11 protein-coding genes and 2 rRNA genes (1 of these 13 cut by a window edge) are annotated in these 16,692 nt (G+C 58.0%); 8 read left to right on the top strand and 5 right to left on the bottom strand.

All coding sequences use genetic code 11. From position 1 onward, the window contains the following. The 3 genes from AB4N53_RS10930 to mrdA all read left to right on the top strand — a co-directional run. Positions 1-2,278 (top strand): 23S ribosomal RNA (locus AB4N53_RS10930); it begins 616 nt to the left of the window's first position. Between the two features lie 155 nt (positions 2,279-2,433). Continuing rightward, a 5S ribosomal RNA gene (gene rrf / locus AB4N53_RS10925) occupies positions 2,434-2,549 on the top strand. Between the two features lie 193 nt (positions 2,550-2,742). Continuing rightward, positions 2,743-4,635 carry a penicillin-binding protein 2 gene (mrdA, locus tag AB4N53_RS10920; protein WP_460120438.1) on the top strand — a complete coding sequence of 631 codons (1,893 nt, stop codon included), beginning with the start codon at positions 2,743-2,745 and terminating at the stop codon, positions 4,633-4,635. Positions 4,636-4,680: 45 nt separating this feature from the next. On the opposite strand, the gene AB4N53_RS10915 is transcribed toward mrdA, so the two are convergent. Further along, the gene (locus tag AB4N53_RS10915) at positions 4,681-5,085 is read right to left on the bottom strand and encodes a lysozyme inhibitor LprI family protein (RefSeq protein WP_460120436.1); all 405 of its coding nucleotides are present in this window, start codon (positions 5,083-5,085) and stop codon (positions 4,681-4,683) included. 39 nt (positions 5,086-5,124) lie between these two features. Next, positions 5,125-6,039 carry an ADP-ribosylglycohydrolase family protein gene (locus tag AB4N53_RS10910; RefSeq protein ID WP_460120434.1) on the bottom strand — a complete coding sequence of 305 codons (915 nt, stop codon included), beginning with the start codon at positions 6,037-6,039 and terminating at the stop codon, positions 5,125-5,127. 176 nt (positions 6,040-6,215) lie between these two features. Between AB4N53_RS10910 and AB4N53_RS10905 the strand changes: the two genes are divergently transcribed. Further along, on the top strand, positions 6,216-6,704 hold the full coding sequence (locus tag AB4N53_RS10905) for an SRPBCC family protein (protein ID WP_016775506.1): 489 nt from the start codon (positions 6,216-6,218) through the stop codon (positions 6,702-6,704). A 314-nt stretch (positions 6,705-7,018) separates the two neighbouring features. On the opposite strand, the gene acnA is transcribed toward AB4N53_RS10905, so the two are convergent. Further along, positions 7,019-9,760: an aconitate hydratase AcnA gene (gene acnA / locus AB4N53_RS10900; RefSeq protein WP_460120431.1), complete on the bottom strand. Its 2,742-nt coding sequence runs from the start codon at positions 9,758-9,760 to the stop codon at positions 7,019-7,021. A gap of 222 nt (positions 9,761-9,982) precedes the next feature. Here acnA and rlmM point away from each other — a divergent pair, with 222 nt between their 5' ends. Further along, a complete protein-coding gene (gene rlmM, locus AB4N53_RS10895) occupies positions 9,983-11,056 on the top strand; it encodes a 23S rRNA (cytidine(2498)-2'-O)-methyltransferase RlmM (RefSeq protein ID WP_460120429.1) in 1,074 nt (357 codons plus the stop codon). A gap of 162 nt (positions 11,057-11,218) precedes the next feature. Continuing rightward, positions 11,219-11,470 carry a sulfurtransferase TusA gene (tusA, locus tag AB4N53_RS10890; protein WP_460120427.1) on the top strand — a complete coding sequence of 84 codons (252 nt, stop codon included), beginning with the start codon at positions 11,219-11,221 and terminating at the stop codon, positions 11,468-11,470. A gap of 131 nt (positions 11,471-11,601) precedes the next feature. Here the strand turns inward: tusA and AB4N53_RS10885 are convergent, their stop codons facing one another. Next, entirely contained in the window at positions 11,602-13,011 is a 1,410-nt protein-coding gene (locus AB4N53_RS10885; RefSeq protein ID WP_460120426.1) for an MATE family efflux transporter, read from the bottom strand. Between the two features lie 160 nt (positions 13,012-13,171). Between AB4N53_RS10885 and pdxB the strand changes: the two genes are divergently transcribed. Next, a complete protein-coding gene (pdxB, locus tag AB4N53_RS10880; protein WP_460120423.1) occupies positions 13,172-14,317 on the top strand; it encodes a 4-phosphoerythronate dehydrogenase PdxB in 1,146 nt (381 codons plus the stop codon). 154 nt (positions 14,318-14,471) lie between these two features. On the opposite strand, the gene AB4N53_RS10875 is transcribed toward pdxB, so the two are convergent. Next, positions 14,472-14,651 (bottom strand): PA1571 family protein, encoded by a 180-nt coding sequence (locus AB4N53_RS10875; RefSeq protein WP_024013646.1) that lies wholly within the window; start codon positions 14,649-14,651, stop codon positions 14,472-14,474. A 258-nt stretch (positions 14,652-14,909) separates the two neighbouring features. Between AB4N53_RS10875 and AB4N53_RS10870 the strand changes: the two genes are divergently transcribed. Then, positions 14,910-16,682, top strand: coding sequence for an ABC transporter transmembrane domain-containing protein (locus AB4N53_RS10870; protein ID WP_460120422.1), 1,773 nt, complete (start codon positions 14,910-14,912; stop codon positions 16,680-16,682). The last annotated feature ends 10 nt before the right edge of the window (positions 16,683-16,692 follow it).

Here is a 16,692-nt window from a genome sequence, read left to right as displayed (position 1 = left end):
TAGCGAAAGCGAGTCTTAATAGGGCGTCTAGTCGCTGGGAATAGACCCGAAACCGGGCGATCTATCCATGGGCAGGTTGAAGGTTAGGTAACACTGACTGGAGGACCGAACCGACTACCGTTGAAAAGTTAGCGGATGACCTGTGGATCGGAGTGAAAGGCTAATCAAGCTCGGAGATAGCTGGTTCTCCTCGAAAGCTATTTAGGTAGCGCCTCATGTATCACTGTAGGGGGTAGAGCACTGTTTCGGCTAGGGGGTCATCCCGACTTACCAAACCGATGCAAACTCCGAATACCTACAAGTGCCGAGCATGGGAGACACACGGCGGGTGCTAACGTCCGTCGTGAAAAGGGAAACAACCCAGACCGTCAGCTAAGGTCCCAAAGTTATGGTTAAGTGGGAAACGATGTGGGAAGGCTTAGACAGCTAGGAGGTTGGCTTAGAAGCAGCCACCCTTTAAAGAAAGCGTAATAGCTCACTAGTCGAGTCGGCCTGCGCGGAAGATGTAACGGGGCTCAAACCATACACCGAAGCTACGGGTATCACCTTCGGGTGATGCGGTAGAGGAGCGTTCTGTAAGCCTGTGAAGGTGAGTTGAGAAGCTTGCTGGAGGTATCAGAAGTGCGAATGCTGACATGAGTAACGACAATGGGTGTGAAAAACACCCACGCCGAAAGACCAAGGTTTCCTGCGCAACGTTAATCGACGCAGGGTTAGTCGGTCCCTAAGGCGAGGCTGAAAAGCGTAGTCGATGGAAAACAGGTTAATATTCCTGTACTTCTGGTTATTGCGATGGAGGGACGGAGAAGGCTAGGCCAGCTTGGCGTTGGTTGTCCAAGTTTAAGGTGGTAGGCTGAGATCTTAGGTAAATCCGGGATCTTAAGGCCGAGAGCTGATGACGAGTTACCCTTTGGGTGACGAAGTGGTTGATGCCATGCTTCCAAGAAAAGCTTCTAAGCTTCAGGTAACCAGGAACCGTACCCCAAACCGACACAGGTGGTTGGGTAGAGAATACCAAGGCGCTTGAGAGAACTCGGGTGAAGGAACTAGGCAAAATGGCACCGTAACTTCGGGAGAAGGTGCGCCGGTGAGGGTGAAGGACTTGCTCCGTAAGCTCATGCCGGTCGAAGATACCAGGCCGCTGCGACTGTTTATTAAAAACACAGCACTCTGCAAACACGAAAGTGGACGTATAGGGTGTGACGCCTGCCCGGTGCCGGAAGGTTAATTGATGGGGTTAGCTAACGCGAAGCTCTTGATCGAAGCCCCGGTAAACGGCGGCCGTAACTATAACGGTCCTAAGGTAGCGAAATTCCTTGTCGGGTAAGTTCCGACCTGCACGAATGGCGTAACGATGGCGGCGCTGTCTCCACCCGAGACTCAGTGAAATTGAAATCGCTGTGAAGATGCAGTGTATCCGCGGCTAGACGGAAAGACCCCGTGAACCTTTACTATAGCTTTGCACTGGACTTTGAATTTGCTTGTGTAGGATAGGTGGGAGGCTTTGAAGCGTGGACGCCAGTTCGCGTGGAGCCATCCTTGAAATACCACCCTGGCAACTTTGAGGTTCTAACTCAGGTCCGTTATCCGGATCGAGGACAGTGTATGGTGGGTAGTTTGACTGGGGCGGTCTCCTCCTAAAGAGTAACGGAGGAGTACGAAGGTGCGCTCAGACCGGTCGGAAATCGGTCGTAGAGTATAAAGGCAAAAGCGCGCTTGACTGCGAGACAGACACGTCGAGCAGGTACGAAAGTAGGTCTTAGTGATCCGGTGGTTCTGTATGGAAGGGCCATCGCTCAACGGATAAAAGGTACTCCGGGGATAACAGGCTGATACCGCCCAAGAGTTCATATCGACGGCGGTGTTTGGCACCTCGATGTCGGCTCATCACATCCTGGGGCTGAAGCCGGTCCCAAGGGTATGGCTGTTCGCCATTTAAAGTGGTACGCGAGCTGGGTTTAGAACGTCGTGAGACAGTTCGGTCCCTATCTGCCGTGGACGTTTGAGATTTGAGAGGGGCTGCTCCTAGTACGAGAGGACCGGAGTGGACGAACCTCTGGTGTTCCGGTTGTCACGCCAGTGGCATTGCCGGGTAGCTATGTTCGGGAAAGATAACCGCTGAAAGCATCTAAGCGGGAAACTTGCCTCAAGATGAGATCTCACTGGAACCTTGAGTTCCCTGAAGGGCCGTCGAAGACTACGACGTTGATAGGTTGGGTGTGTAAGCGCTGTGAGGCGTTGAGCTAACCAATACTAATTGCCCGTGAGGCTTGACCATATAACACCCAAGCAATTTGCGAACTCGAAAGAGACCAGATTGCGGTGTGTGAAGACGAAACGAACCGAAAGTTCGAAGCGCACAAACACCGAAAGCTGTCACATACCCAATTTGCTGAAGCGAGACCATCTGGTCACGAGTCAGTACCCGAATTTCTTGACGACCATAGAGCGTTGGAACCACCTGATCCCATCCCGAACTCAGCAGTGAAACGATGCATCGCCGATGGTAGTGTGGGGTTTCCCCATGTGAGAGTAGGTCATCGTCAAGATTAAATTCCGAAACCCCAATTGCGAAAGCAGTTGGGGTTTTGTTTTGCCTGCGAGAAAGTTTCCAGGGTGCCATCAGGGAAATTCATCCTGAAGTGCACGGCCAGTTTTGGTATGGTGCAGCTCGTTTTTTTAACGGACTGATGTCCTGCCCACGGATCGGCACTCATTTTATGTCAAAGAGTTGCTGTAGAAATGCCTGAACCAATCCCGATCAAGGACCATGAAAAAGAGACGCGGCTGGTCAATAAACGATTGATTGCCTGTGCTCTGTTCGTCTTCGCCATCAGCTGTGCTCTGGTGGTGCGCCTGTACATCCTTCAGGTCGTGGAATTCGACTACCACTCGACCATCTCCGAAAACAATCGCGTCCATGTCCTCCCGATACCGCCAACGCGTGGATTGATCTACGACCGCAACGGTGTGTTGCTCGCCGACAATCGCCCCAGCTACAACCTGACCATCACCCGTGAGCGTGCCACCGACGTCAATCAAGAATTGGACGAAGTCATCAACTTGCTGCACTTGCCTGCTGAAGACCGCACGATATTCGATAAGGCGATGAAGCAATCCCGGCATCCGTTCACACCGGTCACCCTGTTTTATGAGCTGACGGAGGAGCAAATCGCCGTGTTGGCGGTTAACGAGTTCCGTTTGCCAGGCCTTGATGTCGAACCGCAGTTTGTCCGGCACTATCCCCTAGGTGCACATTTCGCTCATTCGATCGGTTATGTCGGCCGGATCAATGAAAAAGAATCGAAAACCCTCGACTCCGTGGAGTACCGCGGCACGCAATCCATCGGTAAGACCGGTATCGAGCGCTTCTATGAAGCGCAGCTGCATGGCCATGTCGGTTACGAAGAAGTCGAAACCAACGCTCAAGGCCGAGTGCTGCGGGTACTCAAGCACACCGATCCGGTGCCTGGCAAAAACATAGTTCTGAGCCTCGACGTGAAATTGCAGGAAGCCGCCGAAGCCGCGTTGGGCGATCGCCGTGGATCCGTGGTTGCTCTTGATCCATCCACCGGAGAAGTGCTGGCCATGGTCAGCAACCCCAGCTTCGATCCGAATCTGTTCGTCACGGGGATCAGCTCAAAGGAATACTCGGCGCTGCGCGATTCCATCGACCGGCCGCTGTTCAACCGTGTATTGCGCGGCCTGTACGCCCCAGGTTCGACGATCAAACCGGAAGTCGCAATTGCAGGCCTGGACGCTGGCGTGGTGACCCCACAAACCCGGGTCTTCGACCCCGGCTACTACCAACTACCGGATTTCGACCACAAATACCGCAACTGGAACCACAGCGGTGACGGCTGGGTGGATATGGACGCGGCGATCATGCGCTCCAACGACACTTACTTCTACGACCTGGCGCACAAGCTTGGCATCGATCGTCTGCACGATTACATGGCGATGTTCGGCCTCGGTGAAAAAGTCTCGCTGGACATGTTTGAAGAATCCCCCGGTCTGATGCCATCGCAGGCTTGGAAGCGCGCGACGCGGCGGCAGGCCTGGTATCCCGGTGAAACCGTTATTTTGGGCATCGGCCAGGGCTACATGCAGGTCACACCCCTGCAATTGGCCCAAGCTACGGCACTTATCGCCAACAAAGGGATATGGAATCGGCCGCACCTGGCCAAATCGGTCGACGGCGTAGCGCCGGTTGACGAGCACCCGATGCCGAACATCCTGCTCAAGGATCCGCGCGATTGGGAGCAGGTCAACCACGGCATGCAGATGGTCATGCACGATGCTCGAGGCATTGCCCGTGCGGCCGCTGCGGGTGCGCAATACCGCATCGCCGGCAAGAGTGGCACGGCGCAAGTGGTGGCGATCAAGCAGGGGGAGCGCTACAACCGCGAGAAAACCCTGGAGCGCCACCGTGACAACGCACTGTTTGTAGGATTCGCACCGGCCGAACATCCGAAGATCGCCATCTCGGTAATGATCGAAAACGGCGAGGCGGGTGGTCGTGTTGCCGGTCCAGTCGTGCGGCAGATCATGGACGCCTGGTTACTCGATCAGGATGGCCACCTCAAGCCGCAATACGCGGCGCCGAGCAAAGCGCCGGGGGATCCTCACGTCTGAGTGTAACGGTTTCACAGCACAGGCTCCCGCAAGCGGAGCCTGTGACTACGAGCCGGGTACCGGGCAACTCATATCACCTTCCTCACATTTCAAATATTGCTTGAGCGACTCGATGCGCGTTTTGGTCATGTCCGTCAGGCAATCGCTGTAAATCAATGGATAAACGCTCCCGCCGTCCACCCCGGATGCCGAAAACTTGCACTCGGCATCCCGAAAGCTGACCCACGCCCGCTGCGCGTTGACCAGCAGCTTCTTTCCGTCCGGGTTGTCTTTAAGGCGCGCGGTGATCTGCTGATAGAGCGTATTCAACTCCTTGTCTGCCGCTTTGAATGCTTGCCCCGCGCACTGATTCATCGTCGCCTGATCGTTGGCGTTGGCGCAATCGACGGCGGCATGGGCGAAAGGGGAAAACAAAAAGGGCGCAGAGGCCAGAAGCAGACGCGCTGACATAAGGTTCTCGCTGTATCCAGTGGAAAAGTGAATCGATAATTATGTACGTAGCCGGGAGGCCTCAAGCAAGCGATCCGCAGTGGCGGTGATTTCCTCGCCTTCATGCAGCCGCTCCAGCCAGTGCTCGGGAATTGCCCGAGCTCCGTAGTAAGCACCTGCCAACTGACCCACAATAGCAGCAGTTGTATCCGCATCATCACCGAGATTGGCCGCTTTCAACACCGCGTCGGCGTACGTCTGCGTCTGGTGAAAGCACCATAAAGCGGCTTCCAGCGATTGCAGGCAATAACCGCTGCCTTTGATTTCGTTTTCCGCTTTGCCCAGGTAGTCACCTCGCGCAAGCGCAACCACCTTGGGCTGGGAAAGCTGGAGCAGCTGCGACCGGCGAAGCTGTGTTTTCGCCGCACCCTCAAGCGCTCTTGCGATCAGATCAGCCAGCAATAGACAGCACTCAATTGCCTCCGGCGCCGCATGGGTTGTGCGGGAACTGTCGGCAGCAAAGGTCTGGATCTTTCGAAGGTCGGGAAAATAGAACAGCACAACGGGCGCCAACCGCATCAGTGACCCGTTACCAGCTGTCAACGGATCAGTCGACCCTGCGAAAGGCTCCCCGGTTCGCTGATACTGTTCCAGCGCTCGGCTGACGGTCATGCCGATGTCGAAACATTCACCGGTGGAGCTCAGGTATCCCCATTTCCACCAATTGAGATAGCGGCCCATCTGATCAGCCGCGTCGAAACCGTTTCTGCTCAGCAGGCTCTCGGCCAGACAGAGTGCCATTGAAGTGTCATCGGTCCATTGCCCTGGCTTGAGCTGGAACGGACCACCGCCGACCATGTCGCTCAGCGGCTGGAATGATCCTCGCGGTTGGAACTCAACTGTTGTGCCGACCGCATCGCCGCAAGCCAGGCCGAGGAGGGCGCCGCGATACCGATCGGCGAGAGAGGGCTGCATGATTCGTCCTTGTTACTGCGGATTCGCTGGAAAGATAACAGGTCAAGCGGCGCCGATCACAGAGCGCAAACTACCGCAGGATGTGTCCGCTCGAATCGATGTTTGCAGCGCCTGGATACAACTTCGTATTGGACATGTGGTCATACAAGCCTAGTGTTCAGAACAGGAGGTGACGTATGAAACCAGTACCTAACAGTTTCGAACGCAAGATCACGCTCAAGGCGTCGCGTTCCCACGTCTGGCGTGCACTGGTCGATGCCGAAGCGTTTGGCCAGTGGTTCGGCGTGGCGCTCGAGGGGAGGCGATTCATCGCCGGCGAATGGACGCAAGGTCAGGTCACGTACCCCGGTTATGAACACGTTTTGTGGAATGTGCTGATCGAGCGGGTCGAGCCGCAGCAGTTATTTTCTTTCCGTTGGCACCCGTATGCGGTCAACCCGAAAATCGACTACTCACAGGAGCCGACCACACTGGTCAAATTCGAATTGCAGGACTTCGAAGACGGCACTCTACTGAAGGTCTCGGAATCCGGCTTCGCGCACATCCCTGATATCCGTCAGAAAGAGGCGTATTACATGGACAGTCGCGGCTGGGAGGAGCAGTTGAGCAGGCTTGAACAGTTTCTCGCCGAGAGCGCCAGGGCTCGTGAAAGCGGCGGTGCCTGACGGGCCTAAGGGTTTTCGGAAGTGTCTGTATGGCGAATGTCTTACACGCATTGGTAGCTTTTACGACTATTGCTGATTGGATCCACTGGGTAATCTACACACATCAACTGAGACACAGGGAGTGTTTCAGGATCATGGACGATCGACCATCGCAAGGATCGCTGCCGACAGGGAGTCGATAATGGTCTTGGGAAAAACCCGCTTCGGCGGGTTTTTTTTCGTCTGAATGTAGGAGCCGCCGAAGGCTGCGATCTTTTGATCCTGCTTTTAAAAGCCAAGTCAAAAAGATCACAGCCTGCGCGAATGTCATCCCGTCACGAAGCAATCAACTGCCGCAACACATAATGCAGGATCCCCCCCGATTTGAAGTACTCAACCTCATTCAGCGTATCAATGCGGCACAGGACTTCGATCTTCTCCTGACGCCCATCCTCGCGAGTAATGATCAACGGCAGGTTCATTCGCGGCGTCAGCTCGACGCCGGTTAATCCCAAAATCTCGAACGTCTCTTTGCCGGTCAGATTGAGACTCTTGCGATTCTGATCAAGCTTGAACTGCAACGGCAGCACGCCCATCCCGACCAGATTGGAGCGGTGAATACGTTCGAAGCTCTCCGCAATCACGGCTTTGACACCCAGCAGATTGGTGCCTTTCGCCGCCCAGTCACGGCTCGACCCGGTGCCATACTCCTGACCGGCAACCACTACTAATGGCGTGCCCGACGCCTGGTATTTCATGGCTGCATCGTAGATGGCCATTTTTTCCCCGGTGGGGATGTAAATCGTGTTGCCACCTTCCTCGCCACCCAGCATCTCGTTGCGAATACGGATGTTGGCAAACGTGCCGCGCATCATCACTTCATGGTTACCACGACGTGAACCGTAGGAGTTGAAGTCGCGCGGCTCGACACCTTTCTCCTGCAGATAGCGCCCAGCGGGGCTGTCGACCTTGATATTGCCGGCGGGGGAGATGTGGTCTGTGGTTACCGAATCACCGAGCAAAGCCAATACCCGCGCACCTTTGACGTCTTTCACTTCCGGCAGAGGGCCGGAAATGTCGTCGAAGAAAGGTGGATGCTGAATGTAGGTCGAATCGTCCTGCCACACGTAAGTCGCCGCTTGCGGCACCTCGATGGCCTGCCATTGCTCATCACCGGCAAATACTTCGGCGTATTCCTTGTGAAACATCGCCGTATTGACCTGATTCACCGCCTCGGCGATTTCCCGGCTGCTCGGCCAGATATCGCGCAGATACACCGGATTGCCCTGTTGATCCTCGCCAAGCGGTTCGCTGCTGATATCGGTGCGCACGCTGCCGGCCAATGCGTAGGCGACAACCAGCGGTGGAGAAGCCAGCCAGTTGGTCTTCACCAGCGGGTGTACGCGACCTTCGAAGTTGCGGTTGCCGGACAGGACTGATGCGACGGTCAGATCGGCCTTCTGAATAGCTTTCTCGATCGGCTCCGGCAGGGGCCCGGAGTTGCCGATGCAGGTGGTGCAGCCATAGCCGACCAATGAAAAACCGAGCTGATCGAGGTACTGCGTCAGGCCGGCAGCCTTGTAATAGTCGGTGACGACTTTCGAACCGGGGGCCAGCGAGCTTTTGACCCACGGCTTGCGTGTGAGACCTTTCTCTACAGCCTTCTTCGCCAGCAACCCCGCCGCCATCATCACGCTCGGGTTGGAGGTGTTGGTGCAGGAGGTAATCGCGGCGATGACCACGGCGCCGTTCTTCAGGCGATAGGTCTTGCCCTCGTATTCGTAGTCCGCTTCGCCGACCAGATCGGCGTTACCCACGGCGACGCCGCCACCGCCCTCGCTTTCCAGACGTCCTTCTTCCTTGCTGGTGGGTTTGAATTGCAGGTCGATGAAGTCACTGAAAGCCTGCGCGACGTTCGGCAGTGAGACGCGATCCTGCGGACGTTTCGGCCCGGCCAGACTGGCTTCGACGCTGCCCATGTCCAGCGCCAGGCTGTCGGTGAACACTGGCTCCTGACCCGGCAGCCGCCACAGGCCTTGAGCCTTGGTGTACGCCTCGACCAATTTCACCACTTCCGGCGGCCGGCCAGACAAGCGGAGGTATTCCAGCGTGACATCATCGACCGGGAAGAAGCCGCATGTCGCTCCGTACTCTGGAGCCATATTGGCGATCGTTGCACGGTCGGCCAGAGGCAGGTCGGCGAGGCCGTCGCCGTAGAACTCGACGAATTTGCCGACCACGCCTTTTTTGCGCAGCATCTGCGTCACGGTGAGCACCAGGTCGGTAGCGGTGATGCCTTCCTTGAGTTTGCCGGTCAGTTTGAAGCCGATCACTTCCGGAATCAGCATCGACACCGGTTGCCCGAGCATTGCCGCTTCCGCTTCGATCCCGCCAACGCCCCAGCCGAGCACGCCGAGACCGTTGATCATGGTGGTGTGGGAGTCGGTGCCGACCAGCGTGTCCGGGAAGGCGTAGGTGCGGCCATCCTCTTCTTTGGTCCACACGGTGCGCCCGAGGTATTCAAGGTTGACCTGGTGGCAGATGCCCGTGCCCGGGGGTACCACGCTGAAGTTATCGAACGCACTCTGGCCCCAGCGCAGGAAGGCATAGCGCTCGCCGTTGCGTTGCATTTCGATATCGACGTTCTGTTCAAACGCACTGGCGCTGGCGAACTTGTCGACCATTACCGAGTGGTCAATCACCAGATCCACCGGCGACAACGGGTTGATCCGCTGCGGGTCGCCACCAGCCTTGGCCATTGCCGCGCGCATGGCGGCGAGGTCGACTACGGCGGGGACCCCGGTAAAGTCCTGCATCAATACTCGGGCAGGGCGGTACTGGATTTCCCGATCGGAGCGGCGCTCCTTGAGCCACGCGGCGATGGCTTTGAGGTCAGCGCCGGTGACGGTTTTTTCATCTTCCCAGCGCAGGAGATTTTCCAGCAGGACCTTCAACGACATCGGCAGCTTGTCGAGGTCGCCCAGGCTTTTGGCGGCTTCCGGCAGGCTGAAATAGTGGTAGGTCGTGGCGTCGATCTGTAGGGTTTTCAGTGACTTCAGACTATCGAGGGACGGCATTACGATCACTCCTTTGAGTCCGCACGGCTACGGACTGAGGGGACGGGCAGAGCACTAAACCTAGCCCTGTTTTGAGTAGCTGGCTAATAACTGGACTCTATGGACGGAACCAAGGTTCCGACTTCGGCTATCATGCGCCGGTTTTCGTGACAGGCATTGCGGTAACGCAAGGCTTGAGCATCGCGCAGCGGCCGAATGATCGACCGTTGCCCAGGAGTAAGAATGAACACCCTATTCATGCATTGCCGGCCCGGCTTCGAAGGCGAAGTCTGTTCGGAAATTTCCGACCTGGCCGCCCGTCTCAATGTGGCCGGTTACGCCAAAGCCAAAACGGCGGCGGCCTGCGCCGAGTTTGTCTGCACTGAAGCGGACGGCGCCGAACGCCTGATGCGCGGTCAGCGTTTCGCCGAATTGATCTTCCCGCGGCAGTGGGCGCGCGGCTTTTTCATCGATCTGCCGGAAAACGACCGGATCAGCGTGATCCTCGCGCACATGGCCGATTTCCCGGTGTTTGGCAGCCTTTGGCTGGAAGTGGTCGATACCAATGACGGCAAGGAACTGTCGAATTTTTGCAAAAAGTTCGAAGGCCCGCTGCGCAAGGCACTGACCGCCGCCGGCAAACTGGTGGAAGACGCCAGCAAGCCGCGTTTGTTGCTGACCTTCAAAAGTGGCCGCGAGGTGTTTCTCGGCATGGCCGATGCCGGCAACTCGGCGATGTGGCCGATGGGCATTCCGCGCCTGAAGTTTCCTCGCGAGGCGCCAAGCCGGTCGACCTTGAAGCTGGAGGAAGCGTGGCATCACTTCATTCCACGTGATCAGTGGGAAGACCGCCTGCACGGTGACATGACTGGCGTTGACCTCGGCGCCGCGCCGGGCGGCTGGACGTGGCAACTGGTCAACCGGGGCATGCTGGTGACGGCGATCGACAACGGCCCGATGGCTGAAAGCCTGATGGAAACCGGGCTGGTCCAGCATCTGATGGCGGACGGTTTTACCTTCAAGCCGAAGCAGCCGGTGGACTGGATGGTTTGCGACATCGTCGAGAAACCGGCGCGCAACGCGGCGATGCTGGAAGAATGGATCGGCGAGGGGCATTGCCGCGAAGCAGTGGTGAACCTGAAGCTGCCGATGAAACAGCGTTATGCCGAAGTGAAACGTCTGCTCGAGCGCATTGCCGATGGTTTCAAGGCACGTGGGATCAAGGTTGATATCGGCTGCAAGCAGCTGTACCACGACCGCGAGGAAGTGACTTGCCATCTGCGCCGGCACGACAGCAAAAAAACCAAATCCCGCTGACACAACACTGAACCTGTGGGAGCGAGCCTGCTCGCGAAAGCGGTGGGGCAGCCAACGATGTGTTGACTGACGGATTGCCTTCGCGAGCAGGCTCGCTCCCACATGGGTTGGACGATATCCCAAGCAATGCGCGACAATGCCGGCCAGTTTCTGGAGTGAACCATGAGTGAAATGATCGATACCCCGGTCGATGGCACCCTCGACGCCACCGGCCTCAATTGCCCGGAACCGGTGATGATGCTGCACCAGCACATTCGCGACCTGGTGCCCGGCGGCCTGCTCAAGGTGATCGCCACCGATCCCTCGACCAAGCGCGATATCCCCAAGTTCTGCGTGTTTCTTGACCACGAACTGGTCAGCCAGCAGGAAGAGGCCGGTACTTATCTGTACTGGATTCGCAAGAAGCACGCCTAGCAGTAGCTAGACATAAAACAACTGTGGGAGCGAGCCTGCTCGCGAAAGCGGAGTGTCAGTCGACATTAGCTCTGACTGGCACAGCGCATTTGCGAGCAGGTTCGCTCCCACATTTTTGTTCTGAGTAAGTCTTAGCCCGCCGAACGGCTGATCCGAATCCGCTTGCGCGCGCTGCGTGTCAGCCGGATTGACAGCATCAGCGCCGCGCAGCTCAAGCCGACGATCAAACCCTGCCACAAACCGCTCGGACCGCGTGGCTCGCCGAGCCAATCGGTCAGGCCCAGCGCATAACCGACCGGCAGACCGATGCCCCAGTAGGCGAAGAGAGTCAGGATCATCGTCACACGAGTGTCCTGATAGCCACGCAGTGCGCCGGCGGCGGTCACCTGGATCGCATCGGAAAACTGGAACAGCGCCGAATAGACAATCAGCATCGCGGCAATGTGAATCACCGTCGGATCAGCGGTATAGATCGCCGCAATCGGCTCGCGCAGCGCCAGCATCAGGCTCGCCGACAGGCAGGCGTAGGCCAGCGCCGTGCCCATGCCAACTCCAGCGGCAAAACGCGCTTCACGCGGTTCCTCGCGGCCCAGCGCCTGGCCGACACGTACAGTGACCGCCATGCCCAGCGAATAGGGAATCATGAACACCAGCGAGCTGACGTTCAGCGCGATCTGATGCCCGGCCACTACCGTCGCGCCGAGGCTGCCGATCAGCAGCGCAATCACTGCGAAAATGCTCGACTCGGCAAACACCGCGATGCCGATCGGCAAACCAATCGACAGCAGACGCTTGATCACCGCCCACTGCGGCCAGTCGAAACGGCTGAACAATTCGCTCGAGCGATAGGCCGGTGCCCAGCGTTCGTACCCGGCCAGGCCCAGCGCCATTACCCACATCACGATCGCCGTGGCCCAACCGCAGCCGACGCCGCCCATGGCCGGTACGCCGAAGTGGCCATAGATGAAGATGTAGTTCAGCGGGATGTTCAATGCCAGACCGCACAGGCCCAGCACCATGGCCGGGCGGGTGCGGCCGATGCCGTCGCTGGTGCAGCGCAGCACGTGATAGAAGGCCACCGCCGGCAAGCCGCTGGCGATGCCGTGCAGATATTGCATGCACGGGCCGATCAATTCGGGATCGACCTTCATCAGATGCAGCACCGGCTCGGCGGCGACCAGCATCGAGGTGGCGATCAATCCGACTACCAATGCCAGCCACAACGCCTGACGCACAATCGGGCCAATTTCGCTGTGCTTGCCTGCGCCGAAGCGCTGCGCGACTTTTGGCGTGGTGGCCAACAGGGTGCCGGTCATCAACAAAAACACCGGAACCCAGATCGAGTTGCCCAGCGCCACTGCCGCCAGGTCCTTGGGCCCGACGCGCCCGGCCATTACCGCATCGACAAAGCCCATGGCCGTGGTCGCCAGTTGCGCGATGATGATTGGCAGCGCCAGAGCGAGCAGGTTTTTCAATTCCAGGCGAATCCGCGCAGGGCGGCTCAGCGTGACGGCGACAGGTTGATCAGTTACAGGGTTCACAGGCAAAGCGTCCAGAAAGTATTGATGCGCAACGCGGCGCATTCTACGCCGCTGACGCCTCGGTCAGGAAAAATCCTCTGTTACGTATTTGTAAGCGCAAACCCTGCTGGCTGATCGGCGCGTCTGCACCTAAACTGCCGATCCGCCCAAGGAGCCCGCCATGCTGATTGTTGCCGACGAAAATATCCCGCTGCTCGATGCCTTTTTTGCCGGTTTTGGCGACATCCGCCGAGTGCCGGGCCGCTCCATTGACCGTGCAACGGTCGAGCAGGCCGATGTGTTGCTGGTGCGTTCGGTGACCAACGTCAACCGTGCGCTGCTTGAAGGCAGCAAGGTGCGCTTTGTCGGCACCTGCACCATCGGCACCGATCATCTGGATCTGGATTATTTCAACGAGGCCGGGATCTGCTGGTCGAGCGCGCCGGGTTGCAATGCCCGTGGCGTGGTCGATTACGTTCTGGGCAGTCTGATGACGCTGGCCGAAATCGAAGGCGCGGATCTGACTCAGCGTACTTACGGCGTCGTCGGCGCCGGTGAAGTGGGGGGGCGTTTGATCAAGGTCCTGAAGGGCCTGGGCTGGAACGTCAAGGTTTGCGATCCGCCACGTCAGGCTGCCGAGGGCGGCGATTATCTCAGCCTTGAGCAGATCATCGAGCAGTGCGACGTGATCAGTCTGCATACGCCATTGACCCGCAGCGGCGACTCTGCAACCTGGCACCTGTTCGATCAACAGCGTTTGCAGCAACTCAAGCAGGGTGCCTGGCTGATCAATGCGGCGCGCGGCCCTGTGGTGGATAACGTTGCGCTGCGTGAGGTGCTGCTGGAGCGCGAGGACCTGCAGGCAGTGCTCGATGTCTGGGAAAAAGAACCCGAAGTTGATGTTGCGCTGGCCGAGCTCTGCGTATTGGCCACGCCACATATTGCCGGTTACAGCCTCGACGGCAAGCAACGCGGGACCGCGCAGATCTATCAGGCCTACTGTGCTTTCAGCGGCCAACCTGCGGTTATCCAGTTGAGTGATCTGTTGCCAGCGCCGTGGTTGTCGGAAATTTCCTTGCACGGTGACAGCGATCCGGCGTGGGCGCTGGCGATGCTGTGCCGGGGTGTGTACGACCCGCGCCGGGATGATGCGGATTTTCGCCGCAGCCTGGTGGGAAATGTCGCTGAACAGCGTACGGCGTTTGATGTGTTGCGCAAGCAGTATCCGGTGCGACGCGAGATCGAAGGGCTGAAGGTGCGGATTGAAGGGGAGTCGCCGGTGTTGCGGCAGATTGTGGCGGCGCTTGGGGCAATCCGTGTCTTGTAGGAGCTGTCGAGTGAAACGAGGCTGCGATCTCTTGATCTTGCTTTTTGAAGATCAAAAGATCGCAGCCTTCGGCAGCTCCTACACGATTTGCAGCTAAATCAGGCGCATAAAAAACCCGGCCAATCAGGGCCGGGTCAGGAAGACGGTGGCTACATCATTCTTGTTCGGCAGGCTTGACCAATCGCTTCTCCAGCTCGCGGCAAGCGTCCTGGATCATGTCTTCAGTGATCGGTACTTCGCGGCCCTGCTCATCGATAATCGAGCAACCCAGAGACTGGTCGGGTTTGGTGCGGATCACTTCAATCTTGTCTTCGCTGCTGTGTTGCAAGGACATGGCCTGTCTCCTCATCAGGTTGTGTGCCTAAGTTAAAACCGCCACGTGACCAGGCTGTGACAACTCCCTGCGGTCTGTCGGCGGGCGGCATCTCTACTCAAACAGAATTGACCGCCGGTCTCAACCGCAACCTTAGACCAATCGTTTCTAGCATCCGGACATCCCGGGCATATTTAACCTGACTCATTGTGATTTACAGAGTTCCACCCCATCTGAACCTGTAGGCTGGCCCGATCCATCTGCGCAGACGTGAACTCCATGATCTCCATGCTTTCTTCCCGACACCGGCGCGCCCTGCGCCTGACCAGTCATTTTCTCCTGCCGTACCGCTGGCATGCCGTCGGCGCTTTACTCGCGCTGATCGTCACCGCCGGCATTACCCTGTCGATGGGGCAGGGCATCAAGTTGTTGGTCGATCAGGGTTTCATGACCCGGTCGCCACATCTGCTCAATCAGTCCATCGGCATTTTCATGCTGCTGGTGCTCGGGCTGGCACTGGGCACTTTTGCGCGGTTCTATCTTGTTTCGTGGATTGGCGAGCGCGTGGTCGCCGACATTCGCCGCCAGGTGTTCAATCACTTGGTGTATCTGCATCCGGGCTTTTATGAGGACAACCGCAGCTCGGAAATCCAGTCGCGCCTGACCGCTGATACCACGCTGTTGCAATCGGTGATCGGCTCGTCGCTCTCGCTGTTCCTGCGCAACCTGCTGATGGTCATCGGTGGTGTGGTGTTGCTGTTCATTACAAATCCCAAACTCACCAGCATCGTTGTGATTGCGTTACCGCTGGTGATCGCGCCGATCCTGATTTTCGGCCGCCGCGTGCGCAATCTGTCGCGCCAGAGCCAGGACCGCATCGCCGACATTGGCAGCTATGTGTCGGAAACCCTCGGCCAGATCAAAACTGTGCAGGCCTACAACCACCAGGTGCAGGACGAGCAGCGTTTCGCCTCGACCGTCGAGCAGGCGTTCGAAACTGCGCGCAAACGGATTTTCCAGCGAGCGTGGTTGATCACTTTGGTGATCGTGCTGGTGCTTGGCGCGGTGGCGGTGATGTTGTGGGTCGGCGGCATGGATGTGATGGCGGGGCGGATATCAGCCGGTGAGTTGGCGGCATTCGTTTTCTACAGCCTGATCGTCGGCAGCGCGTTCGGCACGCTGAGCGAAGTGATCGGCGAACTGCAGCGTGCTGCTGGCGCAGCAGAACGCATCGCAGAGTTGCTGCGTTCGGAAAACATCATCCAGCCACCGTTGACCGGACTGGTCACTTTGCCAGCGCGAGTCAAAGGTGAGCTTGAACTGCGCGACGTGCGCTTTTCCTACCCCTCGCGTCCGGAAAGCTACGCCGTCGATGGCTTGAATCTGACAGTGAGGGCGGGCGAAACCCTGGCGTTGGTGGGTCCCTCGGGCGCGGGTAAGTCCACGGTCTACGACCTGTTGCTGCGCTTTTACGATCCGCGCGAGGGTCAGATCCTGCTCGATGGCGTGCCGCTTACCAGCCTTGACCCGCTTGATCTGCGCCGCTGTTTCGCGCTGGTCTCGCAAACCCCGGCGCTGTTTTTCGGCAGTGTGGAGGAGAACATTCGCTATGGCTGCCCGACCGCCACGCTTGCGCAAGTCAAGGAAGCTGCGCGCATTGCTCACGCCGATGACTTCATCGAACAGATGCCTGATGGATATCAGACTCATCTGGGAGATGGCGGCCTCGGGTTGTCCGGCGGTCAGCGCCAGCGCTTGGCCATTGCCCGCGCCTTGCTGGTGGACGCGCCGATCCTGTTGCTGGACGAAGCCACCAGCGCCCTCGACGCACAGAGCGAACATCTGATTCAGCAGGCCCTGCCAACGCTGATGGAAAACCGCACCACACTGGTGATCGCCCACCGACTGGCCACGGTGAAGAACGCTGATCGAATTGCGGTGATGGATCAAGGCAAGCTGGTAGCGGTGGGGACACATCAGGAGTTGATCGCCAGCAATCCGCTGTACGCGCGGCTGGCGGCGTTGCAGTTTAATGATGGTCAGCCTGATTAACCGACCCAGT

It is taken from the genome of Pseudomonas sp. H3_E04 (assembly GCF_054668915.1).
The sequence above is the reverse complement of the archived record's forward strand: the minus strand, read 5'-3'. Positions and strand labels throughout refer to the sequence as shown.